The organism is Lentzea sp. NEAU-D7 (genome assembly GCF_026242055.1).
Lineage (GTDB): Bacteria > Actinomycetota > Actinomycetes > Mycobacteriales > Pseudonocardiaceae > Lentzea.
The window spans coordinates 35,954-52,857 of record NZ_JAPJDL010000010.1 but is presented as its reverse complement, the minus strand read 5'-3'; the positions used below and the strand labels follow the sequence as shown (position 1 = coordinate 52,857).

Annotated in this window: 16 protein-coding genes, 1 tRNA gene and 1 other RNA gene; 8 read left to right on the top strand and 10 right to left on the bottom strand. The window is 69.0% G+C overall.

The annotated features are described in order from the left end of the window. Positions 1-7: 7 nt before the first annotated feature. The 4 genes from ORI60_RS21115 to ORI60_RS44775 all read left to right on the top strand — a co-directional run bounded on the left by ORI60_RS21115 (position 8) and on the right by ORI60_RS44775 (position 3,189). On the top strand, positions 8-754 hold the full coding sequence (locus tag ORI60_RS21115) for a peptidoglycan-binding domain-containing protein (RefSeq protein WP_266039460.1): 747 nt from the start codon (positions 8-10) through the stop codon (positions 752-754). Then, positions 751-1,161 carry a hypothetical protein gene (locus ORI60_RS21110; RefSeq protein WP_266039459.1) on the top strand — a complete coding sequence of 137 codons (411 nt, stop codon included), beginning with the start codon at positions 751-753 and terminating at the stop codon, positions 1,159-1,161. The genes ORI60_RS21115 and ORI60_RS21110 overlap by 4 nt, the downstream gene beginning before the upstream one ends. Before the next feature lie 96 nt (positions 1,162-1,257). Further along, a complete protein-coding gene (locus ORI60_RS21105; RefSeq protein WP_266039457.1) occupies positions 1,258-1,398 on the top strand; it encodes a hypothetical protein in 141 nt (46 codons plus the stop codon). Between the two features lie 216 nt (positions 1,399-1,614). Continuing rightward, complete coding sequence (locus ORI60_RS44775; RefSeq protein WP_416234484.1) at positions 1,615-3,189, top strand: recombinase family protein; 1,575 nt, start codon at positions 1,615-1,617, stop codon at positions 3,187-3,189. Here the strand turns inward: ORI60_RS44775 and ORI60_RS21090 are convergent. The 4 genes from ORI60_RS21090 to ORI60_RS21075 form a co-directional block, all read right to left on the bottom strand. Further along, positions 3,140-3,215, bottom strand: a tRNA-Ala gene (locus tag ORI60_RS21090). The genes ORI60_RS44775 and ORI60_RS21090 overlap by 50 nt on opposite strands. Positions 3,216-3,530: 315 nt before the next feature. Next, on the bottom strand, positions 3,531-4,313 hold the full coding sequence (locus tag ORI60_RS21085) for a DsbA family protein (RefSeq protein ID WP_266039451.1): 783 nt from the start codon (positions 4,311-4,313) through the stop codon (positions 3,531-3,533). A gap of 46 nt (positions 4,314-4,359) precedes the next feature. Beyond that, positions 4,360-5,646 (bottom strand): MFS transporter, encoded by a 1,287-nt coding sequence (locus tag ORI60_RS21080; RefSeq protein WP_266039449.1) that lies wholly within the window; start codon positions 5,644-5,646, stop codon positions 4,360-4,362. A gap of 50 nt (positions 5,647-5,696) precedes the next feature. Next, positions 5,697-6,506 (bottom strand): GNAT family N-acetyltransferase, encoded by an 810-nt coding sequence (locus ORI60_RS21075; RefSeq protein WP_266039447.1) that lies wholly within the window; start codon positions 6,504-6,506, stop codon positions 5,697-5,699. Positions 6,507-6,695: 189 nt separating this feature from the next. Here ORI60_RS21075 and hrpB point away from each other — a divergent pair, with 189 nt between their 5' ends. The 3 genes from hrpB to ORI60_RS21060 all read left to right on the top strand — a co-directional run bounded on the left by hrpB (position 6,696) and on the right by ORI60_RS21060 (position 10,715). Next, complete coding sequence (gene hrpB, locus ORI60_RS21070) at positions 6,696-8,960, top strand: ATP-dependent helicase HrpB (protein ID WP_266039445.1); 2,265 nt, start codon at positions 6,696-6,698, stop codon at positions 8,958-8,960. 73 nt (positions 8,961-9,033) lie between these two features. Next, complete coding sequence (locus tag ORI60_RS21065; protein WP_266039444.1) at positions 9,034-10,116, top strand: macrolide family glycosyltransferase; 1,083 nt, start codon at positions 9,034-9,036, stop codon at positions 10,114-10,116. After that, entirely contained in the window at positions 10,113-10,715 is a 603-nt protein-coding gene (locus ORI60_RS21060) for a hypothetical protein (protein ID WP_266039442.1), read from the top strand. The genes ORI60_RS21065 and ORI60_RS21060 overlap by 4 nt, the downstream gene beginning before the upstream one ends. Here the strand turns inward: ORI60_RS21060 and menC are convergent. From menC to ORI60_RS21040, 4 genes are read right to left on the bottom strand one after another with little or no spacing between them, the layout of a single operon-like run. Next, positions 10,700-11,803 (bottom strand): o-succinylbenzoate synthase, encoded by a 1,104-nt coding sequence (gene menC, locus ORI60_RS21055; RefSeq protein WP_266039441.1) that lies wholly within the window; start codon positions 11,801-11,803, stop codon positions 10,700-10,702. The two genes, ORI60_RS21060 and menC, sit on opposite strands and share 16 nt — an antisense overlap. Continuing rightward, positions 11,800-12,534: a hypothetical protein gene (locus ORI60_RS21050; protein WP_266039440.1), complete on the bottom strand. Its 735-nt coding sequence runs from the start codon at positions 12,532-12,534 to the stop codon at positions 11,800-11,802. The genes menC and ORI60_RS21050 overlap by 4 nt, the downstream gene beginning before the upstream one ends. Beyond that, complete coding sequence (locus ORI60_RS21045) at positions 12,512-13,924, bottom strand: amino acid permease (RefSeq protein ID WP_266039439.1); 1,413 nt, start codon at positions 13,922-13,924, stop codon at positions 12,512-12,514. Before ORI60_RS21045 ends, ORI60_RS21050 begins: the two co-directional genes overlap by 23 nt. A 28-nt stretch (positions 13,925-13,952) precedes the next feature. Next, entirely contained in the window at positions 13,953-14,897 is a 945-nt protein-coding gene (locus ORI60_RS21040; protein ID WP_266039438.1) for a helix-turn-helix domain-containing protein, read from the bottom strand. A 53-nt stretch (positions 14,898-14,950) separates the two neighbouring features. On the opposite strand from ORI60_RS21040, the gene ORI60_RS21035 reads away from it, so the two are divergent. Beyond that, positions 14,951-15,874, top strand: coding sequence for a saccharopine dehydrogenase (locus tag ORI60_RS21035; protein WP_266039436.1), 924 nt, complete (start codon positions 14,951-14,953; stop codon positions 15,872-15,874). Here the strand turns inward: ORI60_RS21035 and ORI60_RS21030 are convergent. Together ORI60_RS21030 and ssrA are read right to left on the bottom strand one after the other, a co-directional pair. Further along, the gene (locus ORI60_RS21030; protein WP_266039435.1) at positions 15,849-16,238 is read right to left on the bottom strand and encodes a DUF6416 domain-containing protein; all 390 of its coding nucleotides are present in this window, start codon (positions 16,236-16,238) and stop codon (positions 15,849-15,851) included. The genes ORI60_RS21035 and ORI60_RS21030 overlap by 26 nt on opposite strands. A 225-nt stretch (positions 16,239-16,463) precedes the next feature. Continuing rightward, positions 16,464-16,841: a transfer-messenger RNA gene (ssrA, locus tag ORI60_RS21025) on the bottom strand. Between the last annotated feature and the right edge of the window lie 63 nt (positions 16,842-16,904).

The following is a 16,904-nucleotide window of genomic DNA, read 5'->3' as shown; positions in this document are numbered from 1 at the left end:
GAACACCTTGGCCTGGCGCGTAGCGCGATCCCTGCTCACCCTCCGAGACCAGATCAACGCCAAGTTCCCCAACAGGAACAAGGCATCCGACGGCTTCATCGGCGACGCCAACCACGACGCCACGAGCGACCACACCCCGTGGTACGGCGGCATTGTCACCGCCGGAGACTTCACCCACCACCCCGCAGTCGGCTTCGACATCGACCGGTTCACCGACGAACTCCAGGCCAGCCGCGACAACCGCATCAAGTACGTGATCGCCAACTCGCTGATCATGGACACCCGGCCGCAGTTCAACCCGTGGCAGTGGGTTCGCTACACCGGCAGCAACCCCCACACCAGCCACGTCCACATCAGCGTCGTGGCCTCGGGCCTGTGCGACGACCCGCGGCCGTGGAACATCCCCATGCTCGGCGGCGCCAGCACCCCGCCGCCGTCCCGGCCGCCCACGCTCCCGCGCTTCCCGCTGCCGCCGAACCACTACTTCGGGCTGATCACCGGCCCGAACGAGTCCCACGGCGGCGCGCCCGTGTCGATGGGTGGAATCCCGGACGAGCAGTACTACGTGCGGCTCATCCAGGAACGGTTGCAGCGACTCGGCTTCGCGCCGAACGTGCCCGGCTGGGCTGACGGCATCTTCGAGCAGCCCACCAAGGACGCCGTCGCCGCCTGGCAGCGCGCCCACCGCCCCAACTCCACGTCCCGCTGGGGCGAGGTGTGGGGCGACGACTGGGCCGACCTCATCCGCCCGTGACCCCCGAGCCAGTGCCCGCCGCGCTCACGCCCGGCGGGCACTGGGTCATCTCCCTTGCCCTCGTCGTCTGGCTGCTGATCAAGGGCAGCAAGGCCGCCGTGCTGTGGCTCGACCGCCACGACGACACCCAACCCACACCGGAGGCTGCTCCTTTGCTCGACACCCGTCCCCGCCCGCTGCGCGCCGTCGCGACCTGGGTAGGCCTGATCACCGCCCTGGTCTCCTGGCTCGTCGGCTCCGGCCTGCTCACCACCGGCCAGGCCGACGCCATCAACGGCACCGTCTCCGCGGTCCTCGCCCTGCTCGGCGCCTTCGGCGTTGCTCTCGCCGGCGAGCGCCGCGTGACTCCGACGTTCGACCCGCGCGACGACGCCGGCCGGGCGCTCGTCCCACTCGACATCGACTGACGATCCAGCCCACCTAGCCAACGCCCACCAGCGCGAGGAGCCTTAGGCCTCGCGCTGGTCTGGGGCTCCTCGCGCGCGATCTCGCGGAGCCCACGAATGACGGCAGCAGCCAACGCCCAGGCCTGGACGGTCGACCACGTCGAGACCGAGCCCCTCGACGACGCGCAGCGCGCCCACGCGGTAAACGAACTCGCCACCCTCATCAATTCCTGGAACGAATCACAGCGCTCTACGTGAGAATTGAATCTCAACAATGGTCAACCGGTAATGCTATATTCCGGAACATGACCGAGAGCAATTCCGGAATTGGTAGAGCCATGCCAAAAACCGCGCATTCTCGCGCGTGCGCGGTGAATACTTGGGGGAACATCATTGTCTAGGCGGACACGAACCAAAAAGGTGAGCAACGCTGCGGCGGGGCTCGACCTGGACACCGTGCGGGTCGGCGTCTACATGCGGCGCAGCACCGACGACGAGAACCAGCCCTACTCGATCGAGGCGCAGGACACCCGACTGGAGGCCTATGTCCAGTCGCAGCCCGGCTGGAAGATCGTCAAGAAGTTCAAGGACGACGCGTCCGGGAAGAACACCGACCGGCCCGATCTGCAAAAGGCGATGCAGTGGGCCAAAGCGAACATGATCGACGTCTTGCTCGTCTACCGGGTGGACCGGTTCTCCCGCAACCTGCGCGACACCGTCACGCTGCTGGACGAGCTGGAAAGCGTCGGCGTGGCGTTCCGCTCCGCCACCGAGCCGTTCGACACCTCCACCCCGGTCGGCCGGATGATGCTCCAGCTGCTCTCGATGTTCGCGCAGTTCGAACGAGACCTGATCGTGGACCGCGTCACGGCGGGCATGGAGAAGAAGGCCGAAGCCGGAGAGTGGAAGGGCGGCTACACCCCACCCGGCTACGCCAAGGACCCGGCCACACACAAACTCGTGGTGGACGAGGCCGAGGCCGTCGTGATCCGGCTGATGTTCGATCTGTACACAAAGGACCGGATCGGCTCCCGCTCGATCGCCAACGAGCTCAACGAACGCGGGTACCGCACGCGAAGCGGCGGACTCTGGGCGTTCAAACGGGTTCTCACCATCCTGGAGAACCGCGTCTACCTCGGAGAGATCCACTACCGCGACGTCATCACCCTGGACGCCCACCCTCCGCTCATCACCCCCGAGCAGTTCGCCGAAGCCGAACGCATCATGGACTCACGCGGCGAAAGCCACTCGCGCCGCGCAACCAACAACTCCGACTACGTGGCCACCGGCCGCCTGAACTGTCCCAAGTGCAAGCACGCGATGATCGGCACCAGCGCCACCGGCAAGACCAAGACCTACCGCTACTACACGTGCATGAAGCGCATGAAGTACGGCAAGGACGCCTGCGACCAGGACCGCCTCAACGCCGATGCGCTCGACCAAGCCGTACTCGACTCCGTCGCCAGCTTCTACGGCAACCAGCTCGACCTCATCCGCGACGCCGTCAACGAAGCCCGCAAGGTCTACGAGTCCAGCCACGACACCGTGACCGCCGAACTCAACACCGTGAAGGCCAGGCTCAAAACCGTCACCGCGAAGATCGACAAGTACCTGGACGCGTTCGAAGACGACCTCTTCGACGCCGACGACGACGCCGCCAAGGAACGAGTACGCGGCTACCGCACCGAACAGAAGCAACTCCGCACACGCGCGGCCGAACTCCGGGAAGAACTGGAGAACGAGCCCACCATGCCCGATGCCGCCACCCTGGAACAGGTCAACACCAACATCCGGACCATCATCAAGGCAGGCAACCCCAACCAACGCAAGGCCGTCGTAGAGACCTTCGTAGTCAAGATCAAGCTCACCGGACCGGGCCGCATGGTCCCCGTCTTCCGAGTGCCACAAACCCCCGCACCCACCGATGCCGCGAACGCCAAAGGGGCGGAGCCCGGTATATCGGACTCCGCCCCTAAGGGTGTTCGTGTATGTAGTTCTTTGGTGGAGCTGAGGGGACTCGAACCCCTGACCCTCACACTGCCAGTGTGATGCGCTACCAGCTGCGCCACAGCCCCTTGAAGGTCCACGTTCCCGCCGGGTTTCCCCGTCGTTCTCGTGTGGCAATACCGTACAACACCCATGCCACAAGATAAAAATCGGGGGTATCCAAGGCGCATTCGGCCTGGTAGGACCCGGTGACGACCAGGCGGCACCACCCACCCCGAAGATCGAGTGCGAGACCCCGAAACCCCCTCGGAGCTGCACGAACAGCGCCGATCAAGCGAGCAGGCCGCACGCACCGCACGCAACGGGCCGGAAGTGACGCGCGGCACAAAACGCGGCAACGCCCGGCCCCGAGAAGATCGGGACCGGGCGTTGCACGAGCAGACTCACTTGGTCAGGTCGGAAAGCCAGTTCTTGTTGTCCAGGTCGACGAGCTTGCCGCCGGAGGCGACGCTGGGGGTGCCGCGGAAGCGGCCCGACTCGGCGTCGCGGAGGGCGGGGTCGTTGCTGGTCTTGGACATCAGCTCGTCCAGCTGCGACTTGTAGGTCTGGTTCCGCACGCACGACTCGAAGGTGGCGGACGTGACGCCGACTTCCTTGCCCAGCTTGATGAGCTGGTCCTGGGTGTAGCCGGCTTCGCCTTCCTCGGGCTGCTTGTTGAACAGCGCCGCGTGGAACGCGTTGAACTTGCCGTCGTCGGCCACGCACAGGGCGGCGTTGGCCGAGTCGGTCGAGTAGCCCTCCGGCGACGAGAGGCGGTTGAGCATCGGCAGGATGTGGTAGCGGACCTTGACCTTGCCGTCCTCGACCGCCTTCTTGATGTCGGTGCCGTAGGTCTTCTCGAACGTGCCGCAGATCGGGCACAGGAAGTCCTCGTACACGTCGACGGTCACGGTGGCCGTGTCCTTGCCGACGAGCACGGTGTTGCCGTCGCGGACGGCGGGGGCCGAGATCGTGTGGTCCGCGGGTGCCAGCGGGATGGCGTCCGTTGTCGACGTGGAGGGCTTCATCTGCTGGAAGATGACGTACCCGATGACGGCGACGGCCAGCACCGCCACGACGGCGATACCCGCGATGATCTTGGTGCGGTCGCCGCCCGACGAACGGGCCTGGACCACCGCACGCGCGGCCTGCTTCTTCTTCCGCGCACTGCGCTCTGCTCCACCCACGGCGATGAGGGTAGCGACACAAACTAAAAGAAAGCTGAGCGCGCAATCACGCTTCTGGGTGACGTGGCTTGCCGCCGACCCGTTCGCCGGTCGGGATCTCGGCGCTTTCGTCCAGGCAGCCGCACTCCGGCGCCACCGCGGCGGCCGTGTGCTCCTCCTCGTGCGTGGGCAGCGTTTCGGGGGCGACGAACCAGAAGCCCACGGCCAGCAGCAGCGAGGCGCCGGTGATGGCGAACGACGCACCGAAGCCGAACGAGTCGGCCAGCAGGCCCGCGGCCATCGGGCCGATGATCGCGCCCAGGTCCGTCACCATCTGGAAGCCCGCGAGGACGGGGCCGCCCTTGCCGCGCGCGCCGATGACGTCGGCCACGACGGCGTTCTGCGGCGGGTTCAGGAGCCCGGCGCCGGCACCCGCGATCAGGGACGCCGCCATGAACGTCCAGAGGTCGCCGGTGAAGCCCATCCAGACCGTCGCGAGGCCGCTGACGAGCAGACCGACGATGGCGACGGGCTTGCGGCCGCGCGTGTCCGCGAGTCGGCCGGACAGGAACAGCATCGCGGCGTTGCCGGCCGCGAACACCGACATCGAGATGCCCGCCACGGCCGCGCTGTGCTCCAGCGCCTCGATGACGAACACCGGCACCAGCGAGATCCGCACGCCGAACACGGCCCAGCCGTTCGCGAACCCGGACGCCAGCGCCGCCCGGTAAGCGGGGTGCCGCACCGCCGCACGCACCGTCATGGGCACTTCGGTGTTGGTCTTGTCCAGCGCCACCAGCGTCGACCGCCGGAGGAAGATCCACACGACGAACGCCGCGACGCACAGCAGCACGCCGTACGACACGAACGGCACCCACAGCCCGAACGGCACGAGCCCGGCGCCGACGATCGGACCGGCGATGTTGCCGACCAGGAACCCCGCCGCCCACATCCCGGACGCCCGCCCGCGCATCGGCGCCGGCGTGATCCGGATCAGCAGCCCCAGCGCGGCGACCGTGAACATCGTCGACCCGACACCGGCCAGCGCGCGCCACGACAGCATCTCGGCGTAGCTCGTCGAGAACCCGCTCATGGCGGTTCCGATCGCCACGATCAGGATGCCGACGATGTACACCCGAGGCTCGCCGAAGCGGTTGACGAGCTTGCCGCTCATCGGCGCGAACGCCAGCCGGACGAACGCGAAGGCGCTGATCAGAGCCGCGACAGCGGTATGACCGACACCGAACGAGGACGCGTACACCGGCAGAACGGGTGCCACGATCCCGAACCCCACGGCGATGATGAAACTCGCCGCGACCAGAACCCACACCTCGACCGGCAACCGCTCGCGCACAAAGCCTCCCTTAGCCCTGCTAAGGATATGTCACGCGGCAACTAAGTAACTCAGTCGAGTAGCTCATCCACTCTGCGTACATAGGCAGTCACGGGATACGCCGCAACGAACCCGCACGCCTCGGCGAACCGCTCCCCCGGACCCTCGTCCACCTGCGACGCGACCAACATCGCGCCCGACGAACGCAGGGTCGCGGCAGCGGACACCACCAGCGACCGCCCGACACCCCGGCGCCGCCGCGCCGGACGCACCACGCACTGCTCGACCAGACCCACGCCACGCTCAGCGAATCCCGACACGAATCCGCCGATCCGGTCGCCGTCATCCATCACCAGGGTCGAACACCGCGGGTCGTCCAATCGATGCCCGAGCCAGCGACCCAGCCGTTCACGGTTGCCAACCAGCTCGTCGGACAGCAGCTCGACGATCCCGGCCACGTCCGCGTCGAGGGCCGGTCGCACTCCCTCTGCCACCGACGCGGGTCCGCGATGCACCACGGTCAGCAACTCCTCGACCGCGTACCAGCCGGAGTCGTCGGCGATGCCCTCGATCTCGTCCACCGTGGTCGGCGACGCGTACACGACGGCCTCCGCGCGCCCCACCGCGGCGAAGGTGTGCTCGAGCTGCAGCAACGTCGACGCGACCTCGACCGACGAGCCGTCCAGGGCGCACCCGAAGTTGCCCGACGGCAGCGGGTTCTCCCGGTTGACCACCACGGCGGCGCTGCCGACCTTGCCCACCTTGCCGTACCGGACGGCACCGGACGCGAGCCGCGCGCCCTCCACCAGGATCGCGAGCGATCGGGACTGGTAGGGGTCGAGCAGCTCCGGGTCGTCCGGGTCGCGCAACGGGTCAACCAACGCGGCGGTCCTTCCACTGGGCACCTGGACGCATCGCGCAGTCCAAAAGGAACACCCCAATCGTCGCCCACAACACCGGCACCGGCACCTCCGGCTGCCCGGCCCCCGCCGCACGAACCAGCGGTGCGGCGCGGCCTGAGCGAACCACGCCGATCATCCCCGCACGGCAACCCTGGCACACTCAGCGACGTGGACCTGCCCGATCTCCCGGTGAAATCCGTTCTCCCCCAACTCCTGGCACAGCTCCAGGAGCACGGGGCGGCCGTGCTGGTCGCGCCACCGGGAACCGGCAAGACGACGCTCGTCCCGCTGGCCCTCGAAGGCAGGGTCGTCGTCGCCGAACCGCGCCGGATCGCCGCGCGAGCGGCCGCCGCGCGGATGGCGAGCCTGCTGGGCGAACCGGTCGGCCACACCGTCGGCTACTCGGTCAGGGGTGACCGCAAGACCAGCAGGCACACCCGCATCGAGGTCGTGACCAGCGGTCTTCTCGTCCGCAGGCTGCAACACGACCAGGAGCTGAAGGGCGTCGGCACGGTCCTGCTGGACGAGTGCCACGAACGCCACCTCGACGCCGACCTCCTGCTCGCGCTCCTCCTGGACGCCAAGGCGGGGCTGCGCCCGGACCTCAGGCTCCTGGCCACGTCGGCGACCGTTGCCGCGCAACGGCTTTCGGACCTGCTGAACGCGCCGGTGCTGCACACCGAGTCGCGCATGTTCCCGACGGAGATCACCTACGTCCCGCCCGCGCGCAACGAGCACATCGAGACCACGGTAGCGAGGGCGATCAACAAGGCACTGTCCGAAGTGGATGGTGACGTGCTCGCGTTCCTGCCCGGTGTCAGGGAGATCAACCGGACCGCGAGCCTGCTCAGGGCCGAGACCGTGATCCTGCACGGCCAGCTCAACGCCCAGACGCAGGACGCGGCCCTCAGGCCCGGACCGCACCAGCGGGTCGTGCTCGCCACGAGCATCGCGGAGTCCAGCCTCACCGTCCCCGGCGTCCGCGCGGTCGTGGACGCCGGCCTGGCCAGGGTCCCGCGAGTCGACCACCGCAGGGGTCTGGCGGGTCTCGCCACCATCCGCGTCTCCCAGGCCGTCGCGGAACAGCGCGCCGGACGTGCGGGACGTGAGGCGCCGGGCCGCGTCTACCGCTGCTGGCCCGAACACGAGCACTCGACGCTCCCCCGCTACCCGGAGCCGGAGATCAAGACCGCCGACCTGACCAGGCTCGCGCTCGAGCTGGCGGTGTGGGGCACCCCGGACGGCAGCGCCCTGAACTGGTGGGACGCCCCTCCGGAGGGCGCGCTCAAGGCGGCGCAGGAGACCCTCGACGCCATCGGCGCGCTCGAACCCGGTCGCCGCGACCGCATCGCGAGCGTCGGCCTGCACCCCCGGCTCGGCCGTGCGCTCATCGACGGCAGCGCGCTCGCGGGCAACCGGACGGCCGCCGAGGTCGTGGCACTGCTCGACGACAGCACGCACCCCTCCACGAGCGATCTCGCGACGGCACTGAAGGCACCGGGCAAGTGGCGCAAGGAAGCCAAGAAGCTCGAGAAGCTGGGCACGAACCCGGCGGGCAACGGCGACCCCGCGCTCGTCGTCGCCCTCGCCTACCCGGAACGGCTGGCGAAGCGCCGGTCCAAGAACAGCAACGTCTACCTGATGGCCAACGGCACGGCCGTCGAGCACACCGACTCGCACGCCAAGTGGCTAGCGGTCGCGATCGCCGACCGCGAACCGGGCAGCAAGCACGGCCGCGTCCGCCTCGCCGCCCCGGCCGACGAGGAACTCGCCGTCACCGCCGCGGCGGCCCTTGTGCACACGGTCGACGACATCCGGTGGAACGGCGACGTCATCGCGAACGAGGTCCGCAAGCTCGGCGCGATCACCCTCGACGAACGCCCGCTCAACGATCTCGCCAAGTCGCAGCAGGCACTCCGCCTCGGTCTGGAGGCTGAGGGCCTGGGCCTGCTCAAGTGGACCGATGCGGCCATTCGCCTGCGCGAGCGGATGGCCTTCCTGCACAGGACCCGCGACTGGCCGAGCGTCGAAGACGAGCACCTGATCCGCGCGCTCGACCTGGGCAAGGCGAAGAAGCGCTCCGACCTGGCCAAGATCGACACCACGGCGCTGCTGAGGAGCCTGCTGCCGTGGCCCGAGGCGGCGGAGTTCGACAAGCTCGCCCCGGAACGCATCGGCCAGGGCAAGGTCGACTACACGCAGGACCAGCCCGTTCTCTCCGTCCGCATCCAGGACGCCATGAAATGGGCCGACACGCCGCAGATCGCCGGAATTCCGGTGGTCGTGCACCTGCTCTCCCCCGCAGGCCGCCCCACCGCCGTGACCAGCGACCTCAGGTCGTTCTGGCGCAACGGTTACCTGCGCGTCCGCAGTGAGCTGAAGGGCAGGTACCCCAAGCACCACTGGCCGGAAAAGCCCTACGACAGAAGATAAGACAAATGAGCTGAACGGAAATCCCGGCGCACCTCTGTGAACCATCGGGAAACGAACAGCGTTAGTCTCTTCTATGGCGCACATCGCGATCTTCCTCATGCCCGAACGGGGGCACGTCCTGCCCGCGCTCGGGGTGATCGCCGAACTCGTGCGCCGCGGTCACCGGGTGAGCTGCCCGGTACCCGCCCGGTTCCTCCCCGCCGTCACCGAGTGCGGTGCGACCGCGATCCCCTACGAGGCAACGCTTCCCGGCGAACTGCCGCCGTCGCTCTACGAGGCCGCGCAGCTCGCGCTCGCCGAAGCAGAGTCGGCGTTGCCCCAGTTCGAGCGCACGTTCCGCGACGACCGGCCGGACCTCGTCGTGTGGGACATCGCAGCCTGGTCCGGCGGCGTCGTCGCGCACCGGCTTGACGTGCCGAACGTGCTGCTGGAAGTTCTTCTGACCAGCAACGCGCACTGGTCGCTCGGCGCCGAGGTCGTACCACCGCGCCGGTTCGACCAGGCCGCGATCGGGTTCTTCACCAGGCTGCACGGCTTCCTCGGCTGCTCGCTGCCGGAGTTCGTCTCGGGTGCGAGCCGCCGGATCGCCCTGTTCCCCAGGGAGTTCCAGCCCGAGGGCCACACGTTCGGCGAGCGCGTCACCTTCACCGGCCCCTGCCTGACCGGACGTGCGTTCCAGGGCACGTGGGAACCTCCGCCCGACAGGCCGGTGGTGCTCGCGACGACGGGCACGCAGGTGTGCGCGGACGCGGCGCGGGGAATGCCGTGGCACCTGGTCACGAAGGGCAAGGTGCTGAGTCCCGCGATGAACGTCGAGACCCGCGAAGAGGTGCCGCAGCTCGCGGTGCTGAAGCACGCCCGCGTGTTCGTGACGCGCGGCGGCATGGGCGGGGCCATGGAGGCGCTGCACCACGGCGTCCCGATGATCGTCGTGCCGCACACGACCGACCAGCGGCTCCACGGCCAGCGGATCGAGGAGCTGGGGCTCGGTGTGCTGCTCGACACCGTGACCGTGGAGGGCGTGCGCTCGTTGGTGGACCAGCTGGCGTCGGACTCCGCGATCGCCGCGCGGGTGAAGGACATGCAGCGGATGATCCACCAGGCGGGCGGCAGCACGGTGGCCGCGGACGTCGTCGAGGAGGAACTGGCGCGGTGAGACGGATCTGGGACGACGCGGTGCGCGCGCTCGGCGGCGCGCCGGACGCGGGTGATCTGATGGAGCGCTACTCCGAGCCGCACCGGACCTACCACAACGCCTTCCACGTGGTGTCCGTCGTGCGCGACTCGTCCGCGCTGGCCGACGCGTTCGCGTTCACCGTGGAGGAGCGCGCGATCCTCGCGCTGGCGGCCTGCGCGCACGACGTGATCTACGACAGCAAGCCCGGCGAGGACGAACGCGCATCCGCCGCGTGGGCCCGCGAACGCCTGGCAGGCCTGGAAGAGGCGCACATCGCACGTGTGGAGTCGTTGGTGCTGGCCACCATCACGCACTCGTCCGACGACCCGCTGGCGCACGTGCTGCTTGACGCCGACCTGGCCATCCTCGGCTCGCAGCCGGAGCACTACGACCGCTACAGCCAGGCCGTGCGCCAGGAGTACGCGCAGTACGACGACGCGACCTGGCGGGCGGGCCGGGCGAAGGTGCTGAAGACGCTGCTCGACCGCGAGGTGCTGTTCGTGACCGAGCCCGCGCGGCAGCGGTGGGACGACGCCGCGCGGACCAACCTCGCCCGCGAGCTTCAGTCCTTGGCGTAGAGCACCTTCGTCGCCGTCGTGAAGCGCTTGACGGTCTCCGGGATCGGCTCCACACCGATGCCCGGCCCGGCCGGCACGTGCATGAAGCCGTCCTGGAGCTCGAACGGCTCGGTGAGGTCCTCGGCGAAGTACCTCCGCGACGCCGAGACGTCGCCGGGCAGCACGAAGCCGGGCAACGCGGCCAGTGCCAGGTTCGGCCCGCGTCCGATGCCGGTCTCCAGCATTCCGCCGCACCACACCGGAACGCCGTGCGCGGCCGCGACGTCGTGGATGCGGCGCGCCTCCAGGTACCCGCCGACCCTGGCGGGCTTGACGTTGATGATCCGGCACGCGTCGAGCGCGATGGCCGTCGCCGCGTCCCTGGCCGACGTGATCGACTCGTCGAGGCAGATCGGCGTGCGGATCCGTTGTGCGAACAGCGCATGCCCGCGGAGGTCGTCCTCCTCCAGCGGTTGTTCGACCAGCAGCAGGCCGAACTCGTCGAGCCGGCGCAGGTGGTCGGCGTCGGCCAGCGTGTACGCGGTGTTGGCGTCGACCTGCAGCAGCACGTCGCCGAACCGTTCGCGCACCGCTCGGACGGGTTCGACGTCCCAGCCCGGCTCGATCTTGAGCTTGATCCGCGCGTAGCCCTCGGCGAGGTAGGCCTCGACGTCGTCGAGCAGCTCGGGGATCGAGTTCCTGATCCCGACCGAGACCCCCGCCGGCACCTTGTCCGCCGTCGCGCCCAGATAGGCGCCGATCGACATCCCGTACGACCGCAGCTCGGCGTCCAGGACCGCGGTCTCCAGCGCCGCCTTGGCGAGTTTGTGGCCCTTGACCGCGTGCGTCCTCGGCGCGACCTCGGCGGCCGTGACCTCGGGCGTCACCCGCGGCACGAGGTGCTGCTCCAGCACCAGTTCCGCGGCGCCGACGAACTCCGAGCAGTACAGCGGTTCCGGGTCGGCCGCGAACTCCGACCAGCCCTCCGCCTCGTCCGCGACGACCCGCAGCAGGAACGTGTCCTTCGTCGTCATCGTCCCGAACGAAGTGCGGAACGGCGACACCAGCGGAATCGCGACGTGCAGCAGCTCGACCCGTTCGATCTTCACCGTGACACCTCCTCATGGCGCACCAGCTCGTACCAGCCGTCGCGGGACATCGACGTCGCGACGTAGCCCTGGCCGAAGGCGTCCACGAACACGCCCCGGACCGCCTCCCGCCACTGCCTCGCGAGGTCCCGTGACTCCTTGCGCACCTGCACGACGTCGCGCGGCACCCGGCACCAGATTCGTTCGCCGTCCGTGCGCGCCAGCGGTTCTCCGTCCGGGGCGGTCTTCGTGACCTCACCCGCCGGCACCGGCTCGTGCGGCTCGCGGGAACCGGTGAGGTCCCATCGCACGGTGAGCCGGTCGCTCTCGTCGCCGTCGTTCACGCCGTCGCGCATCGGCCCGTAGAAGTCCACTGTGTACTCGATGGCGACCGCCCCGAGCTTGACCAGGTTGAACCGGGCGTTGCGCGACACCAGCGGGTCGTAGGTCCACCGCATCGACCGGGCGCCGAGCTCGACCGCCCAGTCCTTCTGCGCGAGCTTCAACGCGTGCCCGGTTCCCGGCCGTGCGGCCGCGATCATCGAGTACACCGACCCGTCCGGGCAGAAGAGCCCGGTCGTGGCGCCGACCAGCTCGTCGCCGTCGAACGCGCCGATGGTCGCACCGCCCGCGTGCCGGACGCAGTGCAGCGTCTCCGTGGACAACACGTCCTCGGTGGTGTCCCAGACCTCGGCGTAGTACCGGGCGACGCGGGCGATGCCGGCGACGTCACCGATCACCTGGAACCGCAAGGCGTGCCTTCCTGACGCTGTAACCGAAGTAGATGACGAACCCGAGTGCCATCCAGGCGAGGAACGCGATCCACGTGTCGAGCCCGAGGCTGAACATCATGTAGACGCAGAACGCGAGGCCCAGCAACGGCGTCACGGGCGAGAACGGCACGCGGAAGCTGCGCTTCCGGTGGGGTTCCGTGCGCCGCAGGATGATCACCGCGACATTGACCAGAGCGAACGCGAACAGCGTGCCGATGCTCGTCGCGTCCGCCAGCGACCCCAGCGGCACCAGAGCGGCGAGCACGGCGATGAACAGCCCGACGACGACGGTGTTCACGAACGGCACGCCGGTGCGCGGGCTGAGCTTCGCGAAGATCGACGGCACCAGCCCGTCGCGGGACATGGCGTACAGGATGCGCGTCTGTCCGTAGAGGACGGTCAGCACGACCGAGGTGGTCGCCACCACAGCACCGATCGACAGCAGGATCGGCCAGACGGCGCCGTCGACGTTGTCGGTGAGCACACGGCTCAGCGCCGCCTCCGTGCCCTCGAACGTCTGCCACGGCATGGCGCCCACGGCGGCGAGGGCGACCGCGCAGTACAGCGCGGTGATCACGACCAGCGAGATGATGATCGCGCGCGGCAGGTCGCGCTGCGGGTTTCTGGCCTCCTCGCCGGCGGTCGACGCGGCGTCGAACCCGATGTAGGAGAAGAACAACGTGGCCGCGCCGGCGCTCACGCCCGCCAGCCCGAGCGGGAACAGCGGCTGGAAGTTGCCCGCCTTCAGCGCGGTGAACGCGACCGCGCAGAACATCAGCAGCGCGCCGACCTTGATCCACACCAGGATCGTGTTCGTCCGCGCACTGCCCTTCGCGCCACCGAGCAGCACCAGCATGGAGACCACCACGACCAGCACGGCGGGGATGTTGACGACTCCGCCCGCCCCAGGCGGCTGGCTCAGCACGTCCGGAATCCGCAGCCCCGTCACCAGGTGCAGCAGCTCGTTGACGTACTGCCCCCACCCGACCGCGACCGCCGCGACCGACACCCCGTACTCCAGCACGAGGCACCAGCCGCAGACCCACGCGACGATCTCGCCCAGGGTCGCGTAGGTGTAGGAGTACGAGGAACCGGACGCGGGGATCAGGCCCGCGAGCTCGGCGTACGACAGCGCGGAGAACAACGCGGTGATGCCCGCCAGCACGAACGACAGCACGATGGCGGGCCCGGCGAGCGGCACCGCCTCCCCCAGCACGACGAAGATGCCGGTGCCGAGCGTGGCACCGATGCTGATCATCGTGAGGTGGCCGACACCCATGGTGCGCTTGAGCTCGCTACCTGGATGGGTCAGCTGGTCGATCGGCTTGCGCCGCAACACCCGCGCCCCGATGCGCTGTTGGTTGCTCATCAGGACAACCTAACGCCCACCTGTGGATCTAGTGGCCACCAACGGGGCGGAACGTGCGGCGGTATGTGTCCGGCGGCACACCGACGGTCCGGTGGAAGTGCCGGCGCAGCGTTGTGGCGGTGCCCATCCCGGACGCCTCCGCGATCCGGTCCACGCTGTCGTCCGTCATCTCCAGCAGCTCCTGCGCGCGCCGGATCCTCTGCGTGTGCAGCCACTGCAACGGCGTGGTGCCCGTCACCGCGCGGAACAGCCGGGCGAGGTGCCGTGAGCTCATGCCTGCCTGCCGCGCCATGTCCTCGACGGTGATCGTCTGGTCGAACCGCGCCGAGACCCAGTCGAACAACTCGGTGAGCGGATGCCCTTCGCCGGACGGCACCGGCGCCAGCACGAACTGCGCCTGCCCGCCGTCCCGGTGCGGCGGCACGACGAGCCGGCGCGCCGCCGTGTTCGCCGTCGAGGTGCCGTGGTCGCCGCGGATCACGTGCAGGCTCAGGTCGATCGCCGCCGCCTTGCCCGCGCTCGTCAGCACCTGCCCGTTGTCGACGTAGAGCACGTCCGGGTCGACCTCGACGCGCGGATACCGCCGGGCCAGCTCGTCGGTGTGCGCCCAGTGCGTCGTCGCGCGCAGCCCGTCGAGCAGCCCGGCCTCGGCCAGCACGAACGCGCCCGTGCACAACGACACGATCCGCGCGCCCTTGTCGTGGGCCGCTCTCACGGCCTGCACGAGCGCCGGATCGAGAGGCACGTCCACGTCCGCGATGGCGGGCACGACCACGGTGTCCGCCCGGTCCAGCCGGTCGAGCGGCAGGTCGGGCTCCAGCGTGAACCGGCCGAGGCGCACCGGGGCGTTCCCGCAGACGACCACGCGGTAGTCGAGCTGCGGGGCGGTGAAGATCTCGTACGTGGCGGTCAGCTCGAAGTGCAGCATCCCGGAGGTGACGGCGAACGCGAGCATGTCCGAAAGTGTACGCATCGTGTCGTTCCAGACACTGGCTCGGGCCACGCCCAGCGGCTTGACTGGTCCACATGGGACACAACATCGCGGTCTACGGCGCATCCGGCACCACGGGACAGTTCGTCTTGGCGGAGCTGGAGAAGCGCGGCCACAACCCGCTGCCGTTCGGACGCGCACAGGCCACCGCCGACGACCCGGCAGCCCTCGACCGCGCCCTCGAAGGCGCGGCCGCCGTCACCAATACGGCCGGTCCGTTCGCCGTCACCGCGGGCCCGCTGATCGCCGCCGCCGAACGCGCCGGCATCCCGTACGTCGACGTGGCGGCCGAGATCGAGGCGAACGCCGACACGTTCGCCCGCGGCGCCTCGATCCCGGTGGTGCCCGCGATGGCCTTCTTCGGCGGCCTCGCCGACCTGCTGGTCACCGCCGCGATGGCGGACTGGGACTCCGCCGACGAGGCCCACATCGCGTACGGGCTGAGCGGCTGGCAGCCCACCGCGGGCACTCTCACCGCGGGCCAGGTCTCCCGCGAGCGCCGCGACGGCCGGCGAGTCCGCTTCCGCGACGGCGCCCTGACCTACCACGGCGACACCGCACCGGTGCTGGACTGGGAGTTCCCCACCGGCACCCGCCAGGTGATCGGCGAGTTCTCCATGGCCGACGTGGTCACGCTGCCGAGCCACCTGCGGATCTCCTCGGTGACCGACTACATGTCGACGGAGGCGGCCACCGGCCTGCAGGCCGCGCAGGCCCGCCAGGAGCCCGAGACGTTCGAGGTGGACGTGCGCGTGCGCAGGGCAGGCGAGGAACGACGCCTGACCGCATCCGGCAAGGACATCTACGCCGTGAGCGCCCCTCTGGCCGTGGAAGCGGCAGAACGCCTGCTGAGCGGCCGCTTCAAGACGACCGGAGTCGCCTCAGCGGGCGCGATGTTCGACGCCCCGGACTTCCTGGCCGCACTGTCGGACGTCATTCAGACCAAGGATTGTTCTTGATGACGTCCAACTGCCCCTGAGCGTCCCGCGCGTGCCGGAAGAGGTCAGCGACCTCCTCCGTCATCCAGTACTGCGCGCTCTTGCCTTCGGGGTACTCCCAAGCCCACGGCCACGCACGTCCAACCGACCGACAGTGCCGCATCGGCCACCCAAGAACCCCTGCCACGCCGTGCTTCCCGTTGGGCAGGCCAAGCCGTGAGCTCAGCTCATCACCGCTGAACCGCACACCAGGCTCGTTCATCAACACGGTGAACAGTTCCTTGGCCGGCTCGCTGAGCTTCCCCCAGACAACCTCGGAGAGTTCGCCGTCGGCCTCACTCCACCCGACCACTTCACCACCTGGCTCATCCACGACGTAGATCATGGACGACTGCTGACCAGCACACGGCGTCAATTGGACCACCAAGGTCGCGAAGCGACGAGGCAGCAGAGGCAGGCCAGCCGGATGGGCCGCCGATGTCGCGAAGCGACGAGGCAGGCCGGGGGTCCGGGGGCGTGCCCCCGGCGTGGGGGTCTGGGGGCTCGGCCCCCAGAGGACACCCGAGAACGAGAAAAGGTGAGTGCTGTCCACGAACAGCACTCACCCATCGAGTGGAGGTGCCGGGAATCGAACCCGGGTCCTGTGCCGGTTCATCAGGGCTTCTCCGTGCGCAGTCCGCTGTGTCTCTGCTTGACCCCACCTGTCACGCGGACGAGCAGGTGTGACGGGCCCAGTCGCTGTGAGTTTCCCGGGCAGTCTCCGCGACCGAGACTGCTGGTAAGCCCTCTAGCTGATGCCGGGAACTAGGCCGAAGGCACTCCTAGGCCGACAACCGCTAGCTCCGCTGTCAGGCAGCGAGAGCGTACGCGGTGCGCTTGTCGTTAGACGTGGCGCTTATTGGTTTGCGATGACGCTTAACGGTGGTCTCTCGCCTGCACCGACACGCTTCCCCTGAATCAACGTTCACAGTCGAAACCGTTCACCCCCTTGTAGTGGTACGCATAGCATAACGACTGCGGCCACCGAGTTCTTCCCGAGGCAGGTAGGGCT

What these genes read in the sequence shown, in the direction of transcription:
- ORI60_RS21105 (WP_266039457.1), top strand. Translation starts at nt 1,258, where the DNA reads ATGACGGCAGCAGCCAACGCCCAGGCCTGGACGGTCGACCACGTCGAG.
- ORI60_RS44775 (WP_416234484.1), top strand. Translation starts at nt 1,615, where the DNA reads ATGCGGCGCAGCACCGACGACGAGAACCAGCCCTACTCGATCGAGGCG.
- ORI60_RS21065 (WP_266039444.1), top strand. Translation starts at nt 9,034, where the DNA reads ATGGCGCACATCGCGATCTTCCTCATGCCCGAACGGGGGCACGTCCTG.
- ORI60_RS21045 (WP_266039439.1), bottom strand. Translation starts at nt 13,924, where the DNA reads ATGAGCAACCAACAGCGCATCGGGGCGCGGGTGTTGCGGCGCAAGCCG.
- ORI60_RS21040 (WP_266039438.1), bottom strand. Translation starts at nt 14,897, where the DNA reads ATGCGTACACTTTCGGACATGCTCGCGTTCGCCGTCACCTCCGGGATG.
- ORI60_RS21035 (WP_266039436.1), top strand. Translation starts at nt 14,951, where the DNA reads ATGGGACACAACATCGCGGTCTACGGCGCATCCGGCACCACGGGACAG.
- ORI60_RS21030 (WP_266039435.1), bottom strand. Translation starts at nt 16,238, where the DNA reads ATGATCTACGTCGTGGATGAGCCAGGTGGTGAAGTGGTCGGGTGGAGT.